This window comes from Streptosporangium sp. NPDC000396 (assembly GCF_042898655.1).
In the GTDB taxonomy this organism is placed as follows: Bacteria; Actinomycetota; Actinomycetes; order Streptosporangiales; family Streptosporangiaceae; genus Streptosporangium.
In genome coordinates, this window is the sequence record NZ_JBIAZA010000006.1 from 284,244 (window position 1) to 300,341 (window position 16,098).

The following is a 16,098-nucleotide window of genomic DNA, read 5'->3' on the forward strand; positions in this document are numbered from 1 at the left end:
GACGTCCTCTTGCTGCCCCTTATCCTGTCATGACAGGATCAAAAGGCTTAAACGGTAGTTACATGGATGGTGGCTTATGAGGCGTGCCGGCCTTCTGATCGCGTTCGCGTCGTCTTGGTGTTTCGCCTTCTCCGGACCGATGGCCAAATACCTCGCCGCCGCCGGGCTGGCTCCGCTGGAAGCCGTCTGGGTGCGGATGGCGGGAGCCGGGCTGCTGCTCGTCGCGGTCCTGGCGTTCGTCAGGCCCCAGGCCCTGCGCATCCCGCGCTCGCGGCTGTCGTTCTTCCTGGCCTACGCGGTGATCGCGGTGGCCGGGGTGCAGGCGCTGTACTTCGCGGCGATCACCCGGTTGCCGGTGGGTGTCACCCTGCTGATCGAGTACACCTCGCCGGTGCTGGTCGTGCTCTGGGTGCGTTTCGTGCGCCGGGTACGGCTGCCGCGCGAGGCCTTCATCGGCGCCGTGGTCGCGGTCATCGGGCTCGGCATCGTGGTCGAGGTCTGGTCGGGTCTCGCCCTGGACTCGGTGGGCCTGCTGCTCGCCCTGGCCGCGTCGGCGTGCTGCGCCGGATACTTCCTGCTCAGCGACGGCTTCGGCGATGACGTCGACCCGCTCGGCCTGATCGCCTGGGGCCTGCTGGGCGCGGCCGTGGTGCTCACCCCGATCTCCCGGCCGTGGGACATCCCGTGGGCGGCGTTCACCCGGACCGTGGCGCCCGAAGGCGGCTACGCCCTGCCGGTGCTGGTGGCCGTGATCTGGATGATCGTGATCGCCACGGTCGCCGCCTACATCCTCGGCGTCAACGCGGTCCGCCGCTTGTCGGCCGCGATCGGCTCCACGGTCGCCTCGCTGGAGGTCATCGCCGGAGCGGTGATCGCCTGGATCCTGGTGGGCGAGGCCCTCGGGCCCTTCCAGATCATCGGCGGTCTCACCGTCCTGACCGGCGCCTACCTGGCCCAGCGGGCCACGGCGGATCTGCCGGTGGCAGTGCCGCCGGAGGTCAGGGAGCCGGTTCGCGTGGTGTGAGCCGTACCACCTGCGAGTGGGCGGCCCAGCGGTCCAGCAGACCCACGCTGTCGACGGCGTTGAGTCGCTCCTTGGCGAGCGCGGCCACCGCCTCGGTCTCCCGGGCCTGGTCCACCACCTCGACGGAGGCGTCGAAGGCGATCAGCCGCCCGCCGTTGTCCTTGCTCCGCAGCGTCACCCGGACCTCGTCGGACTCGGTCAGGCCGGGCAGCGGCTGCTCGCCGCCGCCGGTGACCACGTAGATCGCGTTGTCGTGCCACGTGTGCCAGGCCAGCCGAGGCCGGTCCAGTGAGAGCCACAGGACGCCCGACTTCTTGGCGCCCTCTTCGATCACACCCATAAAACGAATGTACGGCCTGCGCATCCCGAAGCGGATGCGCAGGCCGTACACGATTGACGGCTCAGCGGCGGGCGAGCTTCCACGCCGCCGGGAGCAGTCCGGCCGCAACCGCGATCTTGAGCGCGTCGCCGGCCAGGAACTTGGCCATGCCCACGACGAACGCGTCACCCAGGCCCAGGCCGGTGACGGCGATGAGGACCGGCAGGCCGAACGCGTAGATGATCAGATTGCCGAAGGCCATCGTGCCGACCGTGCGCAGGACGGTGCGGTCACCGCCACGCTCGGCGAGTTTGCCCACGACGGCGGCGGCGGCGATGAAACCGATGACGTAGCCGAAGGTGGGACCGCCGAAGCCCGAGGAGCCGCCGGCGAACCACGGCACGCCCGCCACACCGGCAAGCGTGTAGAGCATCATGCTCAGCACCGCGCGGTTCATGCCGAGGGTCGCACCGACCAGCAGGACCGCGAAAGTCTGGCCCGTGACCGGGACCGGCCACATGGGGAAGGTGAGCTGCGCGGCCAAACCGGTCAGGATCGCGCCGCCGACCACGAGCGCGGTGTCGCGGACGCGAGACCCGGGGATGAGGTCGGACAGTACGGCGGGCCGGGCCACCGAGGAGGCGTTTGCCATCGTGCATATCTCCCTTTGCGGATGTCTGATTCAGATTATTCGGACATCTGTTATGAGAGCCGCACAAGGCTGGCGCCAAGAACGGGGCGCAGACTTTGTATGGCCGCCATAGCTCAACCCTGCCTGCCGCGTACGCCCAAGCGCCCGCTACCGTGTGGCCATGCGCTCCCGACGTTCGTGCCTCGCGGTTCCCGGTAGCAATCCCCGCTTCCTGGAGAAGGCCCAGGGCCTGCCCGCTGACGAGGTCTTCCTCGATCTGGAGGACTCCGTCGCACCGCTCGCCAAGGAGGGCGCGCGGAAGAACGTCGTGGCCGCCCTGCGCGAGGGCGACTGGTCGGGCAAGACCCGGGTCGTGCGGGTGAACGATCTGGGCACCCAGTGGACCTACCGGGACGTCATCGAGGTCGTGGAGGGCGCCGGGGAGTTCCTCGACTGCCTGATGCTGCCCAAGGTGGAAGACCCCGCCCAGGTGATGTGGCTGGACACGCTGCTCACCCAGATCGAGAAGGCGAACGGCCTGGAGGTCGGCCGGATCGGCATCGAGGCCCAGATCGAGAACGCCCGGGGCCTGGTCAACGTGGACGCCATCGGCGGCTCGTCCAGGCGGCTGGAGACGTTGGTCTTCGGCCCGGCCGACTTCATGGCCTCGATCAACATGCGGACCCTGGTGGTCGGCGAGCAGCCCCCCGGCTACACCGAGGGTGACGCCTACCACTACATCCTGATGCGCATCCTGATGGCCGCCCGCACGCACGACCTGCAGGCCATCGACGGCCCCTACCTGGCGATCAAGGACCTGGACGGCTTCCGCCGGGTGGCGGGCCGGGCCGCGGCGCTCGGGTTCGACGGCAAATGGGTGCTCCACCCGACCCAGATCGAGGCGGCCAACGAGGTTTTCTCGCCGTCGCAGGAGGACTACGACCACGCCGAGCTGATCCTCGACGCGTACGAGTACTACACGACGGTCGAGAAGCGCGGCGCGGTCATGCTCGGCGACGAGATGATCGACGAGGCCTCCAGGAAGATGGCGCTGGTGGTGGCGGCCAAGGGCAGGGCGGCCGGTCTCGGGCGAAGCACGGCCTTCACCCCGCCTACAGCGTGACCCCGATCGTGGTGAAGAACCACAGCGACGAGGTCAGCCAGAGCCCGGTCAGGGCGGTGAACGTCAGGCCGCCGAGCACCGGAAGGCTCCAGCCGGGCAGCCCCCGCTTCGGCAGGGCGAGCATCTTCGCGGTGAAGACGCCGTAGAAGAAGCAGCCCAGCAACGAGTGGATCATCACGCGGGGCGCGTCGAACTGGGCGCCCAGCGCGTACAGGCAGTGGAACGCCACCGGGATCGTCAGCAGGAAGGCCACCCGGCCCGACCAGCGGTGCGCGGTGCCGATCCACGGCACATCCAGCTTGATCCGGCCCCACATCACCATGGCTGACAGGAGCTGGAACAGCGCCAGCAGGAACGCGCCGGTGGTGAGCCAGGACTTCATGGGCAGCGGCGCGGAGAACCCGGCCGGGCCGATCGCGTAGCCGGTGGGAGTGTGAAGGCGCCCGTACACGCCCAGGGCGACCGCGACCAGACCGCCGACGACGAGCGGTACGAGCAGCGGGGCGAGGTTCTGCTCGCGCGCGACCTGCGTGTCACTCATCAGAACTCTCCAATGAACTCGTCGACATCCTTGGGATCGACCGTTTCGCCGTTGACGGTCGCGTTCTCTCCGGGCTCGGGGATCGCCACGTCGGCGGGTGCGCCGTCAACGACGGTCAGCCCGACCCGGCTGCCGTCATCCAGGTAGATCCAGCCGGCCCGGACGGTCGCGCCGCGGACGATCGCGCTCGCCCGGTAGAGCCCGGACGGCTTCTTCACGGTGGGCGCGCTGAACTCCCACTCTCTGCCGCCGAATTCGAGCTTCCCGGTGGCCTTGCCGCCGCCGAGCCGGGCGACGACGGAGGAGCCGCCCCGCCCGGACAGGGTGACCCCGCCGTCGGTGGCCTTTCCCTTGAGCCAGGCCTCGATCCTGCCGTCACAGAAGTAGGCGATCGCCTTGCCGCCACGGACGGAGACGGCGATGAGCCCGCCGTTCCCCCGGACCCGCCCGGCGTAGTCGGCCTTGGCGGGAGTGGGCCTGGAGGTTTTGCCGGCCTTGGGCGTGGCCGAGGCCTCGGAGGTGACCTGGGCCGCCGGGGCGTCTTGCGCGTTCACGTTCTGGGCCGCCGGTGAGGTGATGGCGCTGAGCGCGCCGAGCGCGACGGCCGTCGCCGCCCCGGCCGCCAGCGTGTGGACAGGCCCCAGCCTTTTCATCGTCGCTCCCTGGGGTGGTGGTCTTCTCACCGCCAGGTGTACACGTCCCGGCTGAGGGTGTCTGTGAACTAATCCGCACAAGAGGCGTCACTCGCGCGAGACCGGAGAAGAGCGGCGCCGCCATGGCGGACGCCGTACGGCACCGCGGCCTGGCGGGGTTTCGGGTGGCCCTCCATGAGAGTGATCTCGGAATTTAAGCAGCAAACAGTGATAATTCCGGCGCTGGAGCGATAAATCTGACTAGAGAGGTCTCGTCATCGCGGCTCTGGCGTGTTGCTCTGGACTGTGTACGGCCGAGCGCCGGCCGCCCGGCGGGTAAGAGGTGATCGTTTCGGCGGAACAGGGTAGTAGTAGGGTCGCGTGCGATCCGCCGCTCCCGTAAGGGATCGCGGTACAGAGTCATGGAGACGACTGGAACGGTCCGGGTGGCGACCCCGGGCTGAAACGGGCTTCCTGCAAGGAGGTGCTGAGCGTGGCCCCGGGCCCCCACGACCCGCGCTCGCGAGAGTGGCCGGCGGACGACGACGGTCTCCACGACGACGCACGAGACGCATCTGAATCAAGTGACACACGGGACGCGCACGGGTTGGGTGCCGCACGGGATGTGTCTGGATCGGGTGGTGGACGGGACGCGCACGGGTTGGGTGTCCCGCGAGACGCACCGGGATCAAGTGGCATACAGGACGCGCACGGTTCAGATGACGCGCAAGGCACATACGAGTCACAGGACACTGGGGAGTCCCCTCCGACGATCCAGCACTCACCGCCCGGTCCCTCCGACGACAGCACCCGGGGCCTCCCGCTCGCCTCTCCGTGGATGCTTCCCCCGTTCGCCTCGCCCATCCCCGAGGAGAGCGAACCCCTCCAGGCTCGTCCCGAAGGTCTGGGTGGCGAACGCCGTCGCCCCCACACCCAGCCCTACGCCTCCGCCCCGGGCCGAACCCCCACCGGCCCACCTTCCGGCCAGCCCTTCGCCTCCCCCTCAAATCCCCCTTCCGCGAATCCGCCGTCCTCGGCCTCCGCCCCGCGCCGACCCCCCACCGACCCGCCGTCCCGCCCTCCTGACGCCGATCACCTGCCCGCGGGCGGGAGGGCCTCCGAGCGCGGGCGCGAGGACGCCGCGCCTGAGCGGGGCTCCCGGCGGCGGTCGGCGGACCGGCCGGATCTTCTGGTGGCCTCCGGCCCGCCGCGTGAGCCGAGAAAACCGAGGGGTGAGAAAGACGAGAGCCGTGGGGATCGGCCGGGATCTCCGGCTGCCCCCGACCCGGTACGCGAGCCCGGGGGCGGGAGGAACGGGGGGCGACCGGATCTCCTGGTGGCCTCCGGCCCGCCGCGTGAGCCCAGGGAACCGAGAGGCGAGGGCCGTGCCGAGCCGGGGGATCCGGCCGCTCCGGAGCCGATTTCCGGCGGGCCTGCCGTACCCGGCCATGATGATCCCGTCGTGTCCGACCAGGGTGATCTTGCCGTGCCCGGCCACGATGACCTCGCTGTATCCGGCCAGGACGATCCTGTCATGCATGGCCGGGATGATTTCGAGCCGGTGCGTCGCGTAGGGCGTCCTCCGGAAGGCCGTCCGGCCCGGCCGGACGTGCTGGTCGCCCAGGGGCCGCCCGGCAGGCGGGGGCCGAACGGCGGGCGGCACCACCGCGCGGCCCCCGCGCCCTCCGCGGTCCGCCGCTCCAGCCCGACCAGGCGCAGGCGCGGCCGTGGTCTGGTGATCCCGTTCCTGATGGTCCTGGTCCTGGCCGTCGCGGTCGGCGGAGGCCTGGTGCTGTGGGAGTGGGTGAGTGACCCGTTCAGCGCCGGGCTCCGGCTGGTCGGCGACGAGGTGCGTTCGGGTGACGCGAACTTCGTGCCGCAGCCCAACGCCGGCGGCGACGGCTCAAGCCAGGTTCTCAACGCCGTGGCCTCGGTGGGCTCTACCACGGTCGCGGTCGGCAGCGACACCACGAGCCCGGTTCCCCGGCCGCTGTTCCTGGTCTCCCCGGACGGCGGCGCGAACTGGCAGCTGGGCAAGGTGACCGGGTCATCGGGTTACGAGACCGGGCCGACCACGGTGGGCCTGGTGGCGGGCGGCGACGGGCGCTGGCTGGCCGCGGGGAACGATCTCTTCAGCACCGGCCCCGGCACCGACACCGGTCCCGGCCTGTGGGTGAGCACCGACGGCCGCAACTGGAGCGCGGTGGACCCCGGCGAGCCGGGGGCGTTCCCGGACGGGGACAAGATCATGGACCTGGCCAGGACCTCCTCCGGGTTCGCCGCGGTGGGCACGACCGTCCTCCCGGACGGCACCACCGGGGCCGTCGCCTGGACCTCGCCCGACGGGCGAAACTGGGACCGGGTGGACACCCGCGAGATCGGCATGCCGGACAAGGTCCGGGGCCTCAAGGCGGTCGTGGCCGAAGGCGACACCGTGGTCGCGCTGGGAGACCCGGCTCAGGACCAGTCCACCTCGGTGATCCTGCGTTCGGCCGACGGAGGGAAGACCTGGCTGCGGACCGGCACGGCCCCGAGCGGCGTCATCCCCGAACGGGGCACCCTGGCCGTGGGGTCGGGCGGGTTCGTGCTGGTCCCGACCCAGCAGCGCAGCGACAAGGGCGAGGTCGGCGTCTACTGCTCGCCGGAAGGCGACGACTGGAACCGATGCGGCACCATCACCGGCCTGGCCCGTGACGGCTCGGGCGTCAAGAGGCTGGCCTCCTTCTCAGGCGGAGTGGCCGCGATCACCGAGTCGGGTTTCGAGCGCTACGCCGTCTACACCAGCAAGGACGGCCGTGACTGGCGCAAGACCACCGACCTCGGCGAGGTCCCCGGCTCGCTGAGGGCGCTCGCCGTCTCCGATGCGGGCACGCTCGTCGTCGGCGGCGACGAGCGGGCCGCCGACGTGGACAACCGCCTGGTCCTCATCACCGCGCCCAAGGGCGGTCAGGCGCAACCGGTCTCCCTGGCCGCGATCGACGGCCTCACCAGGGCCGCCCGCGAGACGGCCAGGGTGGCCGCCGGGGAGGGCAGGTTCGTCGCCGTGGGCGCCGCGTCCGGGGACGCGGGCATCTGGACCAGCACGGACGGCCAGAGCTGGAAGGCCGGTGGCCCGGCGCAGATCCTCGGCGGCCCTCGGCGGCAGGCGCTCAGCGACGTCGCGCAGGGCAGGCGGGGCTGGCTGGCCGTGGGCAGCACGATGATCGACGCCTCCTCCACCGAGCCCCTGCTCGTCACCTCCGCCGACGGTGAGAGCTGGCGCAGGGTTCCGATCATGGGTTCCCTCGCCCCGGCCGGTGACCACGACTTCCTCGCCCCCCACGCGGTCGCCGCGGGCCCGTCCGGGTATGTCCTGGCCGGTGAGGACCGGGGCCCGGCCGGGACGGTCCCGGTCCTGTGGTTCTCCTCCGATTTGAAGCGCTACACCAGGGCGGGGAAGCTTCCCGCGGGCGGCGGCGGGGTGCGGCTGTACGACGTCTCGGAGACCTCGTCCGGATATGTGGCCGTCGGCGGCACAGGTACGACGGAGCACGAGGTCGGTGTGGTGTGGGTGTCGGCCGACGGGGTCAACTGGACCGCGCGAAAGCCGGTCCTGCCGCCCGGGGCGACATCGGCGGGACTGCGGCACGTGGTCCTGTACGGCGGGCACATCGTCGTGGCCGGTACCGCCCAGACCGAGAACGGGCGGCGGGCTTTCGGCGCGGTGTCGGACGACAACGGGTCGACGTGGGAGTTCTCCTGGTTCCCGGCGGACCAGGCGTCCGCCGTACAGGATCTGGCCGCGGCAGAGGAAGGCGTGGTGGCGGTCGGCTGGCACGGCGTCCCCGGAGAGGGCGACAGCGTGGCCTGGACCTCCGAGAACGGGCTGACCTGGCAGCGCCACGCCCCCACCCAGGGCAGCCTGGGCGGCGACGGTGCCCAGTGGCTCGGCGCGGTCGCGGTCTCCGGCGGGCAGGTCGTGGCCCTGGGCAGGTCCACGACCTACAACGCCGACCACCTCACCCTGTGGCGGTCAACCCTGACGTCGGCTCGATGACCTTCCATCCGACAAGGGCGTCCACGAGACCGGGGGAAAGCGGGAGCCGTACCAGCTCGTCGTGGGCGAACCACCGGGCGTCGGCGGCGTCGTCTCCGGCCGAGAGAGTGCCGCCGGAGACCTCGGCCAGGTAGTCGCGGATCTCGTAGACGACGCCGCCCGGTCCCGGGCGGTCGACGGTGCCGACCCACCGGCCCGCCGTGACCGCCAGGCCGGTCTCCTCCAGCACCTCGCGGGCCACCGCCTCGGCATCGGACTCGCCGGGCTCGACCCGGCCGCCGGGAAGCGACCAGAGCCCCTGGCCTGGCGGGCGTCCGCGGCGGACCAGCAGCATCCGCCCGGAGCTGTCATGGACGATCGCTCCGACACAATTTACGCGCACATAGATAAGATTACGGCTGCATAACGAGGAGGGCTCTTGACGAATGGGGCGCCGACAAAGCAGCGTGGGTAGGCGTGAGATCTGCGCCTACCTGCCCACGGTGTTTCGGCCCGCTCCGTCCGCCGAGCGCTTGGTCGAGCGCCTGGCGATGTGGCCCGCACGGCGACGTCCTGCCGCTACAGCCGCCCAGACGCCCGTCCACCGCCGCCGTGGAGGCCGTCAGCCAGAACTCTCTCGTCCCCGTGTGGTTACCGTGGCCCCTGCCGGCGGGCTGGCTGGTCACCGGCCTGGCCGAGGCGGGTGACGAGCGCAGCGGCATCAGGGCCACCGTGGTCGCGCTCTCCGGCCCCTCGCTGACCCACGGACCGGCCGACCTGCTGATCATCGCCGAGGAGCCCGGGGTGGGTCTGGGCGCGGGGTTCGCCGGGCTGGACAACACCGACCCGGGCACGGGATTCGACGAGGGGCCGCCACACGCCAAGGTCGAGATCAAGGGGCATCCCGCCGCCCTGTGGTGCGTGTGCACGGGCACGGCCACGGACCGGGCGGTCTACGCGGGCGAGGCGCTGGGCAACTGGCTGTGGGTGGTGGTCTGGCCGCCCGAGGCGGCCTACATGATCACTCTGACCGAGTTCTCCCTGCGGGATCTGCGAGATCAGGACCAACTCCTCGATCTGCCCTTCGGGGCGTTCTCCCCACGCCTGGGCGGCGAAGGCATCTGAACCGACCATTCACCTCCCCCTCGCGAGATGACCAGGGGGACGTGCGTGTTCGACTTTCAATTCTTCGTCGAGGCGTTCGTCACCATGTTCGTCATCATGGACCCGCCCGGCATCATCCCGCTCTTTCTCGCCTACACCAGTGGCCGCACGATGCAGGAGCGCAAGCGGATCGCCCGGCAGGCGCCCGTCGTCGCGTTCTGCCTCATCGTGATCTTCGCGGTCTTCGGTCAGGCGATCCTGGGATATCTGCACGTCGAGGTGGCCGCCATGCAGATCGCCGGTGGCCTGCTGCTCCTGCTGGTCGCCCTGCAACTCCTCACCGGCGAAACCGAGCCGCCTCCCAACACGATGAAGTCCAACGTGAACGTCGCCCTCGTCCCGCTCGGCACCCCGCTGCTCGCCGGACCGGGGGCGATCGTCGCGACGATCGTCTTCGCCCAGCAGGCCGGGCGCAAGGACGGCGGCATCCTGGCCCTGGCCCTGGCCATCGCGGCCGTGCACATCCTGCTCTGGGTGTTCATGCGCTTCTCGGTGACGATCATGCGGGTCATCAAGGAGAACGGCGTCGAACTCGTCACCCGTATCGCGGGCCTGCTGCTGTCCGCGCTCGCCGTGCAGCTCATCATCACGGCGATCCGCACTCTCCTGAAGACGGGCTAGGCGTGAGAGAGAAGAGTTGGCGGATGGGACAAAAGGGAGGTCATCCGTTACCCGCGCTCAAGCCGTCCGGCCAAGCGAGGCAGTAAAGTTCGGAAGCGTGACAGCGCGTATCGAACGAGTGGTGACCGAGGGCGTCGTCGATGTCGACGGCGTCGAGCACAAGGTCGAGAACAACACCTGGATCGTGGGTGACGATGAGGAGGTCATCGTCATCGACCCCGCGCGTGACGCGGAGAAGATCCTGGAGAAGGTCGGCGAGCGGGAGGTGCTGGCCGTCGTCTGCACCCACGGCCTGCCCGACCATGTGAGTGCGGCCATCGAGGTGGCGGCACGGGACGAAGCCGTGGTCGCCCTCCACCCCAAGGACCGGCCGCTGTGGCGGCTGACCTGGCCGGACACCTGGCCGGACATCGACATGGAGGACGAGGGCCTGTTCGGCGTCGCCGACGTCGAGCTGGAGGTCATGTCCACCCCCGGTGTCTCCCACGGTGGTGTCTCGCTGTACTGCGAGGCCCTCGGAGCGGTCTTCACCGGCAAGTCGCTGCAGGCCGACGGGCCGGGCAAGGTGGGTGGGGAATATCCCGCGCTGGCCGACCAGCTCACCGCGATCGGCGGCCGCCTGTTCACCCTGCCTCATCGCACCCGCGTGCTGCCCGCACACGGTGAGGAGACCACCATCGGCGCTCTGGAGCCGCAGTTCGACTCCTGGCTGTCCGGTTCGCTGACCCGCGGTGGGGAGGCTGAGGAAGACGAGAACAAGGGCCCGCTGACCGACGGCACGCGGGCGGCGGGGATTCGCCTGAACAACTTCCGCCACGAGTAGTCCTCGATGGATCAGCTCCCTCTGGAGGGCATGCCGCGGCGGTTGTACTCATGCACGCCGTCGCGGCTGAACAACTGGCTGGACTGTCCCCGGCGCTACCGCTTCACCTACATGGACCGGCCGTCGCCCCAGAAGGGGCCGCCGTGGGCGCACAACAGCGTGGGGATCAGCGTGCACAACGCCCTGGCCGGCTGGTGGCGTGAGCCGTACGAACGGCGGACACCGGAGGTGGCGGGTCTTCTGGTCGCCAAGGGGTGGATCGGCGAGGGTTTCCGCGACGCGGAGCAGTCGGCGGCCTGGCGCGATCGGGCCCGCGAGATGACCGCCGGATATGTGGCGACCCTCGATCCCGCGGAGGAGCCGGTCGGCGTCGAACGGACCGTGGCCGCCAAGACCTCCGTCGTCGCCGTCTCCGGGCGGGTCGACCTGCTCGACCGAAGGGGCGAGGAGCTGGTCGTGGTCGACTACAAGACCGGCCGGCGTCCGCTCACCGCCGACGACGCCCGATCATCGCTCGCGCTGGCCGTCTACGCCATAGCCTCCTCCCGGACGATGCGCCGCCCCTGCCACCGGGTGGAGCTCCACCATCTGCCGACCTGTTCGATCGTGGAGTGGGAGCACACCGACGAGTCCCTGGCCCGCCATCTGGGCCGGGCCGAGGAGATCGCGATCGAGGCCTCCGAGGCCGACGACCGCTACAGGGTCTGGTCAGGTAAGGCGCGCACCGCGAGTGCCGCCGATCGCACTCCGCCCCGGGTTCCGCCGGAGATCGACGCGATCTTCCCGCCCAAGCCCGGTCCGCTCTGCTCATGGTGCGATTTCCGCCGGCACTGCCCCGAGGGCCGGGCAGCCGCGGGCGACCGCCGGCCCTGGGACGGCCTGGCCGAGACCTGAGCGTACGGCCCGGCCACAGACATCGGATGAAGTGGGGATCCATGGTGATGGATCCCCCTTTTTTTGTAGCTGTGTAGTTGATAGATCCGATGTATTTTCCCGGAAGTCATTGACGAGAGCTGTCTTCTCGGTTCATAACGTGTGTAACCCCTACCGCACGTCATAGGGAAGGCGGGTGCGTGCTCATGGCGGATTCCAAGGAGCAGGGCAGGAAACAACCTCCCCGGATCCACGGCAAGCGAGTGAAGGTGCGGGGAGAGGAGACGACCTGGCACAAGCCCGGATACCAGGTCATCGAGGCCTCGATGGAGATGTCGGCCTACTTCCTGAACACCAGATAGCCGAGGGGGATCACGCCGTGCGACTGCGAGTTCTGGGCACCGCGGCGGGCGGTGGCGTCCCCCAGTGGAACTGCGCGTGCCCCGGGTGCGCCGGGGCACGCGCGAACCCCGGGTGGCGGCGGAGACACGCCTCCTTGGCCGTGGAGGGGCACATCGTCAACGCCACTCCCGACATCGCCGACCAGATCGAGGCCTGCGAATGGCTGCGTCCCGGTCCCGATCCGAGGCAGACGCCCGTCGCGGGAGTGATCCTCACCGACGCCGAGCTCGACCACACGCTGGGGCTGCCCCGGCTGCGCGAGGCCGGTGAGCTGGAGATCATCGCGACGCCCGTGGTCCGTGGCGCTCTCACCCGGTGGCTCCGGCTGGACGATGTGCTCTCCCCCTACACCGGGCTCCGCTGGCGTGATCTGCCGCAGGACGATGCGGTGCCCCTCGCGGGCGGCGTACGCGTCCAGGCCGTGCCGGTGTCGGGAAAGCGGCCGCGCTACGCGGCGGGGGACGGGCCCGCCTCGGGGTGGGTGGTGGCCCTGCGACTCACGGATCCGGCCACCGGGGGGACGTGCCTGTACGCGCCCTCCCTCGGGATCTGGTCCGCCGAGTGGGAGAAGGCCGCGGCCGAGGCCGACTGCGTGATCGTCGACGGCACTTTCTGGGACGACGAGGAGCCCCGCCGTACCGGGATCTCCTCCCGCACGGCCACCGAGATGGGGCACCTGCCCGTCGAGGCGACGGCCGGGCGGCTCGCGCGGCTCCCCGGACGGTGTCTCTACACGCACCTGAACAACACCAACCCTCTCGTGGACCCGGACGCACCCCAGCACAAAAGGCTGGCCGAGCTGGGCGTCGAGACGGCCGCCGACGGGATGGTGATCGAGCTTTGAACGCCGAGCCCTGGACAGCCCTGGAGTTCGAGGCCCGTCTGCGGGCCGTGCCCGAGGCGCACTACCACCACCGCCACCCTTTCAACCTGCGCATGCACCGCGGCGAGCTGAGCCCCGAGGAGATCCGGCGGTGGATCCTGAACCGGTTCCACTACCAGCGCAACATCCCGATCAAGGACGCGCTCATCCTCGCCAAGCTGGAAACGCCTGAGCTGCGCCGCATCTGGATCCGCCGCATCCAGGACCACGACGGCAGGAGGGCAGGAGAGGGCGGCATCGAGCGCTGGCTCCGCCTGGGCGAGGCCGCGGGCCTGGACCGCAAGGTGCTGCTGTCAGGGGAGGGCGTCCTGCCCGGCGTACGGTTCGCGGTGGAGGGCTATGTGAACCTGTGCCGCCTGGGCACACCGCTGGAGGCCGTAGCGGCGTCGCTGACCGAACTGTTCGCGCCCGACCTGATGCGGACCAGGATCGACGCCTTCGAGCGGCACTACACCTGGCTCGACCCCGCTGGCCTGCAGTACTTCAGGAGCAGGATCAGCCAGGGGCGCCAGGACAGCGGGGAAGCCCTCGGGCTGGTCATCGAGTGGGCGCGCGGACGGGCCGACCAGGAACGGGCCCTGGCCGCGCTCTCCCGCAAGTGTGACGTGCTGTGGGCGCTGCTCGACGCGGTGGACCAGGCGTCGTGACCGGCGGCTGGAGACCCGTCGTGGCCCCGGCGATCGTGCTGCGGCACGACTCCGTGCGCCAGGCCGACCTGCTGGTCATGCCCGAGCGGATCGTGCTTCTGAACGGCGAGGCGGCTGCGGTGCTGCGCCTGTGCGACGGCAGCCGGACCGTCGCGGAGATCGTCGAGGAGCTGGACGCCGAGTTCCCCGGGGCGCCGGTCGCCGACGACGTTCCGGAGTTCATCGACCGGGTCCGGGCCGAGGGGTGGCTGCGATGAGTGAACCGGCCGCCGGGAGTGAACCGGCCGCCGGGAGTGAACCGGCCGCCGGGAGCGGGCCCGCGCCGCCGTGGGCCATGCTCGCCGAGCTCACGCACGGCTGCCCGCTGCACTGCCCTTACTGCTCCAACCCTCTCGCCCTCATACCGCGCTCCCGCGAGCTGGCCACCGCCGACTGGTGCCGGGTCATGGAGGAGGCCGCGGCCCTCGGTGTCGTCCACGCCCACCTGTCGGGCGGTGAGCCGTTGCTCCGAGCCGACCTGGCGGAGATCACGGGGGCCGCCGCCCGGGCCGGGATCTACACCCAGCTGGTGACCAGCGGTGTCGGGCTCGGCCGGGCACGGCTGGAGGAGCTGGTCACGGCCGGTCTGCACAGCGTGCAACTCTCGGTGCAGGCCTCCACCGCCGGGGCGTCCGACCTCATCGCCGGAACCCGGTCGTTCGCAGCCAAGGAGCGGGCCGCCGGGCTGGTGCGGGAGGCGGGCCTGCCGCTCGGGCTCAACGTCGTGCTCCACCGGCACAACCTCGACTCCGTCGAAGAGATCGTCGCGCTGGGCGTGGCCTGGGGCGCCGAGCGCATCGAGCTGGCCAACACCCAGTTCTACGGCTGGGCACTGCGGAACCGGCGGACACTGCTGCCCACACGCGACCAGCTCGCCCGGGCGAGGGAGAGCGTGGAGCGGTGGCGGGAGCGGCTTTCGGGCGTCGAGCTGATCTGGGTCGTCCCCGACTACTTCGACGGCGTGCCCAAGCCGTGCATGGGCGGCTGGGGGGCGATCTCGCTGACCGTCGCGCCGGACGGCGCAGTGCTTCCCTGCCCGGCCGCCTACGACCTGCCGCTGGAGTTCCCCAGCGTCCGCGAGCACTCGCTGGCGTGGATCTGGAGGAGGTCGGCGGCCTTCGAGGCCTACCGGGGCACGGCCTGGATGAGCGAGCCGTGCGCGAGCTGCCCCCGGCGTGACGTCGACTTCGGCGGCTGCCGTTGCCAGGCCTACGCGCTCACCGGGGACGCGCGCCGTACCGACCCGGCCTGCCGGTTCGCGCCCGACCACCGTCTGATCACCGAGCTGGTCGAGTCGGCGGGAGACGAGGCGCTGGTCTATCGGCGGCCGGGACGGCTCACGCGGCCTTCGGCACGTCCCGCGGCCAGCGACGAGGATCTGTCAGGCCCTTGAGCCCCTTGCTCACGTCGTAGCCTGCGGCGCCCAGGCGCGTCCGGGCACCGGCGAGCATGTCGCGGGTGGAGGGCATGAACGCGTGGTCGTGAACGGTCTCGGGTATGGAGTTCATGCTCAGCCGGAAGGCTCGGAGCGCGGCGGTCACCGCACTCGGCGGCACGTCGGGCAGCACGCCGTACAGCTGCCTGGCCCAGTCGGGCAAGGAGTAGTAGCACAGCGCGCCGAACGGGAAGTAGGCCGGTTTGCCGGGGGTGAGCATGCGGAGCTCGGCGGGCAGGCGCGGCCACAGCAGGAAACGCACGGTGGCGGCGGCCTCCCGGGTCACCTTCAGCCGGGGCCGCATCGCGGCGAAATAGTCGTCCATCTCCGCCAGTGAGCCGGGCACGTCTTCGGCGTGCAGGCCCACATAGGTGGCGCTGTGGCGTTGCTCGGCCAGGTAACGGTCGGCCTGGCGGTCGGTGAGGCCGAGGCCCGCCCTTCGCGCCACGGACAGGTAGGACGAGACCTCGGCGCAGTGCACCCAGAGCAGCAACTCGGGGTCGTCCACCCGGTGGTTCCTGCCCGTGTCGGGGTCGTTGACGCGCAGCCGCCGGTGGATCCCCCGGACCCGGCGGCCGATCTCGTCGGCCTCCTGCGGGCTGCCGAACGTGACCCGGCCCACGAAGTCCGCCGTACGGCGGAGCCGCCCGAACGGATCCTGCTGGAAGTTGGAGTTCTGCCAGACCCCGTACATCGCCAGGGGATGCAGCGCCTGAAGCATGAGGCCTCGAACACCACCGACCCACATGGAGCGATCGATGTGCACCAGCCAGGTCGCGGTGTGCGGGGGCTGGACGACGATGTCTTCAATGGTCGCCATAGTAAGTAGATAATTACATGACATCCGGCGGAAGGTCGAGCAGGGGTCGCCTCCCGGGAGAAAGCACTGGTGAAGCGCATTGGGAGCGTGGAGCCGGGGCCGGGAG

At 70.6% G+C, this 16,098-nt stretch carries 19 protein-coding genes; 12 read left to right on the forward strand and 7 right to left on the reverse strand.

The genetic code is table 11. From position 1 onward, the window contains the following. Window positions 1-76: 76 nt before the first annotated feature. Window positions 77-1,024 (forward strand): DMT family transporter, encoded by a 948-nt coding sequence (locus ACFY2X_RS12490; protein ID WP_389936570.1) that lies wholly within the window; start codon window positions 77-79, stop codon window positions 1,022-1,024. Here the strand turns inward: ACFY2X_RS12490 and ACFY2X_RS12495 are convergent. Together ACFY2X_RS12495 and ACFY2X_RS12500 are read right to left on the reverse strand one after the other, a co-directional pair. After that, on the reverse strand, window positions 999-1,364 hold the full coding sequence (locus ACFY2X_RS12495) for a hypothetical protein (protein WP_389936573.1): 366 nt from the start codon (window positions 1,362-1,364) through the stop codon (window positions 999-1,001). The two genes, ACFY2X_RS12490 and ACFY2X_RS12495, sit on opposite strands and share 26 nt — an antisense overlap. Before the next feature lie 61 nt (window positions 1,365-1,425). Next, window positions 1,426-1,995 (reverse strand): biotin transporter BioY, encoded by a 570-nt coding sequence (locus ACFY2X_RS12500; RefSeq protein WP_389936576.1) that lies wholly within the window; start codon window positions 1,993-1,995, stop codon window positions 1,426-1,428. A gap of 160 nt (window positions 1,996-2,155) precedes the next feature. Between ACFY2X_RS12500 and ACFY2X_RS12505 the strand changes: the two genes are divergently transcribed. Continuing rightward, window positions 2,156-3,097, forward strand: coding sequence for an HpcH/HpaI aldolase/citrate lyase family protein (locus ACFY2X_RS12505; protein WP_389936579.1), 942 nt, complete (start codon window positions 2,156-2,158; stop codon window positions 3,095-3,097). On the opposite strand, the gene ACFY2X_RS12510 is transcribed toward ACFY2X_RS12505, so the two are convergent. From ACFY2X_RS12510 to ACFY2X_RS12520, 3 genes are all read right to left on the reverse strand, one after another. Continuing rightward, window positions 3,087-3,638 (reverse strand): DUF6529 family protein, encoded by a 552-nt coding sequence (locus ACFY2X_RS12510; RefSeq protein WP_389936582.1) that lies wholly within the window; start codon window positions 3,636-3,638, stop codon window positions 3,087-3,089. The genes ACFY2X_RS12505 and ACFY2X_RS12510 overlap by 11 nt on opposite strands. Further along, the gene (locus tag ACFY2X_RS12515) at window positions 3,638-4,291 is read right to left on the reverse strand and encodes a hypothetical protein (protein WP_389936585.1); all 654 of its coding nucleotides are present in this window, start codon (window positions 4,289-4,291) and stop codon (window positions 3,638-3,640) included. The genes ACFY2X_RS12510 and ACFY2X_RS12515 overlap by 1 nt, the downstream gene beginning before the upstream one ends. 982 nt (window positions 4,292-5,273) lie before the next feature. Then, window positions 5,274-5,810, reverse strand: a complete 537-nt coding sequence (locus ACFY2X_RS12520; RefSeq protein ID WP_389936588.1) for a hypothetical protein — start codon at window positions 5,808-5,810, stop codon at window positions 5,274-5,276. Between ACFY2X_RS12520 and ACFY2X_RS12525 the strand changes: the two genes are divergently transcribed. Beyond that, entirely contained in the window at window positions 5,805-8,306 is a 2,502-nt protein-coding gene (locus tag ACFY2X_RS12525) for a hypothetical protein (RefSeq protein ID WP_389936591.1), read from the forward strand. The two genes, ACFY2X_RS12520 and ACFY2X_RS12525, sit on opposite strands and share 6 nt — an antisense overlap. Here ACFY2X_RS12525 and ACFY2X_RS12530 read toward each other — a convergent pair. Beyond that, complete coding sequence (locus ACFY2X_RS12530) at window positions 8,269-8,688, reverse strand: NUDIX hydrolase (RefSeq protein ID WP_389936594.1); 420 nt, start codon at window positions 8,686-8,688, stop codon at window positions 8,269-8,271. The genes ACFY2X_RS12525 and ACFY2X_RS12530 overlap by 38 nt on opposite strands. A gap of 74 nt (window positions 8,689-8,762) precedes the next feature. On the opposite strand from ACFY2X_RS12530, the gene ACFY2X_RS12535 reads away from it, so the two are divergent. The 9 genes from ACFY2X_RS12535 (at window position 8,763) to pqqE (ending at window position 15,130) form a co-directional block, all read left to right on the forward strand. After that, the gene (locus ACFY2X_RS12535) at window positions 8,763-9,410 is read left to right on the forward strand and encodes a DUF6758 family protein (protein ID WP_389936598.1); all 648 of its coding nucleotides are present in this window, start codon (window positions 8,763-8,765) and stop codon (window positions 9,408-9,410) included. Between the two features lie 45 nt (window positions 9,411-9,455). Continuing rightward, a complete protein-coding gene (locus ACFY2X_RS12540; protein ID WP_389936602.1) occupies window positions 9,456-10,070 on the forward strand; it encodes a MarC family protein in 615 nt (204 codons plus the stop codon). 97 nt (window positions 10,071-10,167) lie between these two features. Continuing rightward, window positions 10,168-10,893, forward strand: a complete 726-nt coding sequence (locus tag ACFY2X_RS12545; protein WP_389936605.1) for an MBL fold metallo-hydrolase — start codon at window positions 10,168-10,170, stop codon at window positions 10,891-10,893. Window positions 10,894-10,899: 6 nt separating this feature from the next. Further along, window positions 10,900-11,787: a RecB family exonuclease gene (locus ACFY2X_RS12550; RefSeq protein WP_389936608.1), complete on the forward strand. Its 888-nt coding sequence runs from the start codon at window positions 10,900-10,902 to the stop codon at window positions 11,785-11,787. Between the two features lie 185 nt (window positions 11,788-11,972). Continuing rightward, window positions 11,973-12,128 (forward strand): hypothetical protein, encoded by a 156-nt coding sequence (locus ACFY2X_RS12555; protein WP_389936611.1) that lies wholly within the window; start codon window positions 11,973-11,975, stop codon window positions 12,126-12,128. Between the two features lie 17 nt (window positions 12,129-12,145). Next, the gene (pqqB, locus tag ACFY2X_RS12560) at window positions 12,146-13,012 is read left to right on the forward strand and encodes a pyrroloquinoline quinone biosynthesis protein PqqB (protein ID WP_389936614.1); all 867 of its coding nucleotides are present in this window, start codon (window positions 12,146-12,148) and stop codon (window positions 13,010-13,012) included. After that, window positions 13,009-13,698: a pyrroloquinoline-quinone synthase PqqC gene (gene pqqC / locus ACFY2X_RS12565; protein ID WP_389936617.1), complete on the forward strand. Its 690-nt coding sequence runs from the start codon at window positions 13,009-13,011 to the stop codon at window positions 13,696-13,698. Before pqqB ends, pqqC begins: the two co-directional genes overlap by 4 nt. Window positions 13,699-13,718: 20 nt before the next feature. Further along, complete coding sequence (gene pqqD, locus ACFY2X_RS12570; protein ID WP_389936619.1) at window positions 13,719-13,955, forward strand: pyrroloquinoline quinone biosynthesis peptide chaperone PqqD; 237 nt, start codon at window positions 13,719-13,721, stop codon at window positions 13,953-13,955. Continuing rightward, window positions 13,952-15,130, forward strand: a complete 1,179-nt coding sequence (gene pqqE, locus ACFY2X_RS12575; RefSeq protein ID WP_389936623.1) for a pyrroloquinoline quinone biosynthesis protein PqqE — start codon at window positions 13,952-13,954, stop codon at window positions 15,128-15,130. Before pqqD ends, pqqE begins: the two co-directional genes overlap by 4 nt. On the opposite strand, the gene ACFY2X_RS12580 is transcribed toward pqqE, so the two are convergent. Next, a complete protein-coding gene (locus ACFY2X_RS12580; RefSeq protein WP_389936626.1) occupies window positions 15,075-15,992 on the reverse strand; it encodes an oxygenase MpaB family protein in 918 nt (305 codons plus the stop codon). The two genes, pqqE and ACFY2X_RS12580, sit on opposite strands and share 56 nt — an antisense overlap. Window positions 15,993-16,098 lie beyond the last annotated feature (106 nt).

Coding starts and splice junctions, on each gene's coding strand:
- ACFY2X_RS12490 (WP_389936570.1), top strand. CDS start 77: ATGAGGCGTGCCGGCCTTCTGATCGCGTTCGCGTCGTCTTGGTGTTTC.
- ACFY2X_RS12495 (WP_389936573.1), bottom strand. CDS start 1,364: ATGGGTGTGATCGAAGAGGGCGCCAAGAAGTCGGGCGTCCTGTGGCTC.
- ACFY2X_RS12500 (WP_389936576.1), bottom strand. CDS start 1,995: ATGGCAAACGCCTCCTCGGTGGCCCGGCCCGCCGTACTGTCCGACCTC.
- ACFY2X_RS12505 (WP_389936579.1), top strand. CDS start 2,156: ATGCGCTCCCGACGTTCGTGCCTCGCGGTTCCCGGTAGCAATCCCCGC.
- ACFY2X_RS12510 (WP_389936582.1), bottom strand. CDS start 3,638: ATGAGTGACACGCAGGTCGCGCGCGAGCAGAACCTCGCCCCGCTGCTC.
- ACFY2X_RS12515 (WP_389936585.1), bottom strand. CDS start 4,291: ATGAAAAGGCTGGGGCCTGTCCACACGCTGGCGGCCGGGGCGGCGACG.
- ACFY2X_RS12525 (WP_389936591.1), top strand. CDS start 5,805: ATGCATGGCCGGGATGATTTCGAGCCGGTGCGTCGCGTAGGGCGTCCT.
- ACFY2X_RS12520 (WP_389936588.1), bottom strand. CDS start 5,810: ATGCATGACAGGATCGTCCTGGCCGGATACAGCGAGGTCATCGTGGCC.
- ACFY2X_RS12550 (WP_389936608.1), top strand. CDS start 10,900: ATGGATCAGCTCCCTCTGGAGGGCATGCCGCGGCGGTTGTACTCATGC.
- ACFY2X_RS12555 (WP_389936611.1), top strand. CDS start 11,973: ATGGCGGATTCCAAGGAGCAGGGCAGGAAACAACCTCCCCGGATCCAC.
- pqqE (WP_389936623.1), top strand. CDS start 13,952: ATGAGTGAACCGGCCGCCGGGAGTGAACCGGCCGCCGGGAGTGAACCG.
- ACFY2X_RS12580 (WP_389936626.1), bottom strand. CDS start 15,992: ATGGCGACCATTGAAGACATCGTCGTCCAGCCCCCGCACACCGCGACC.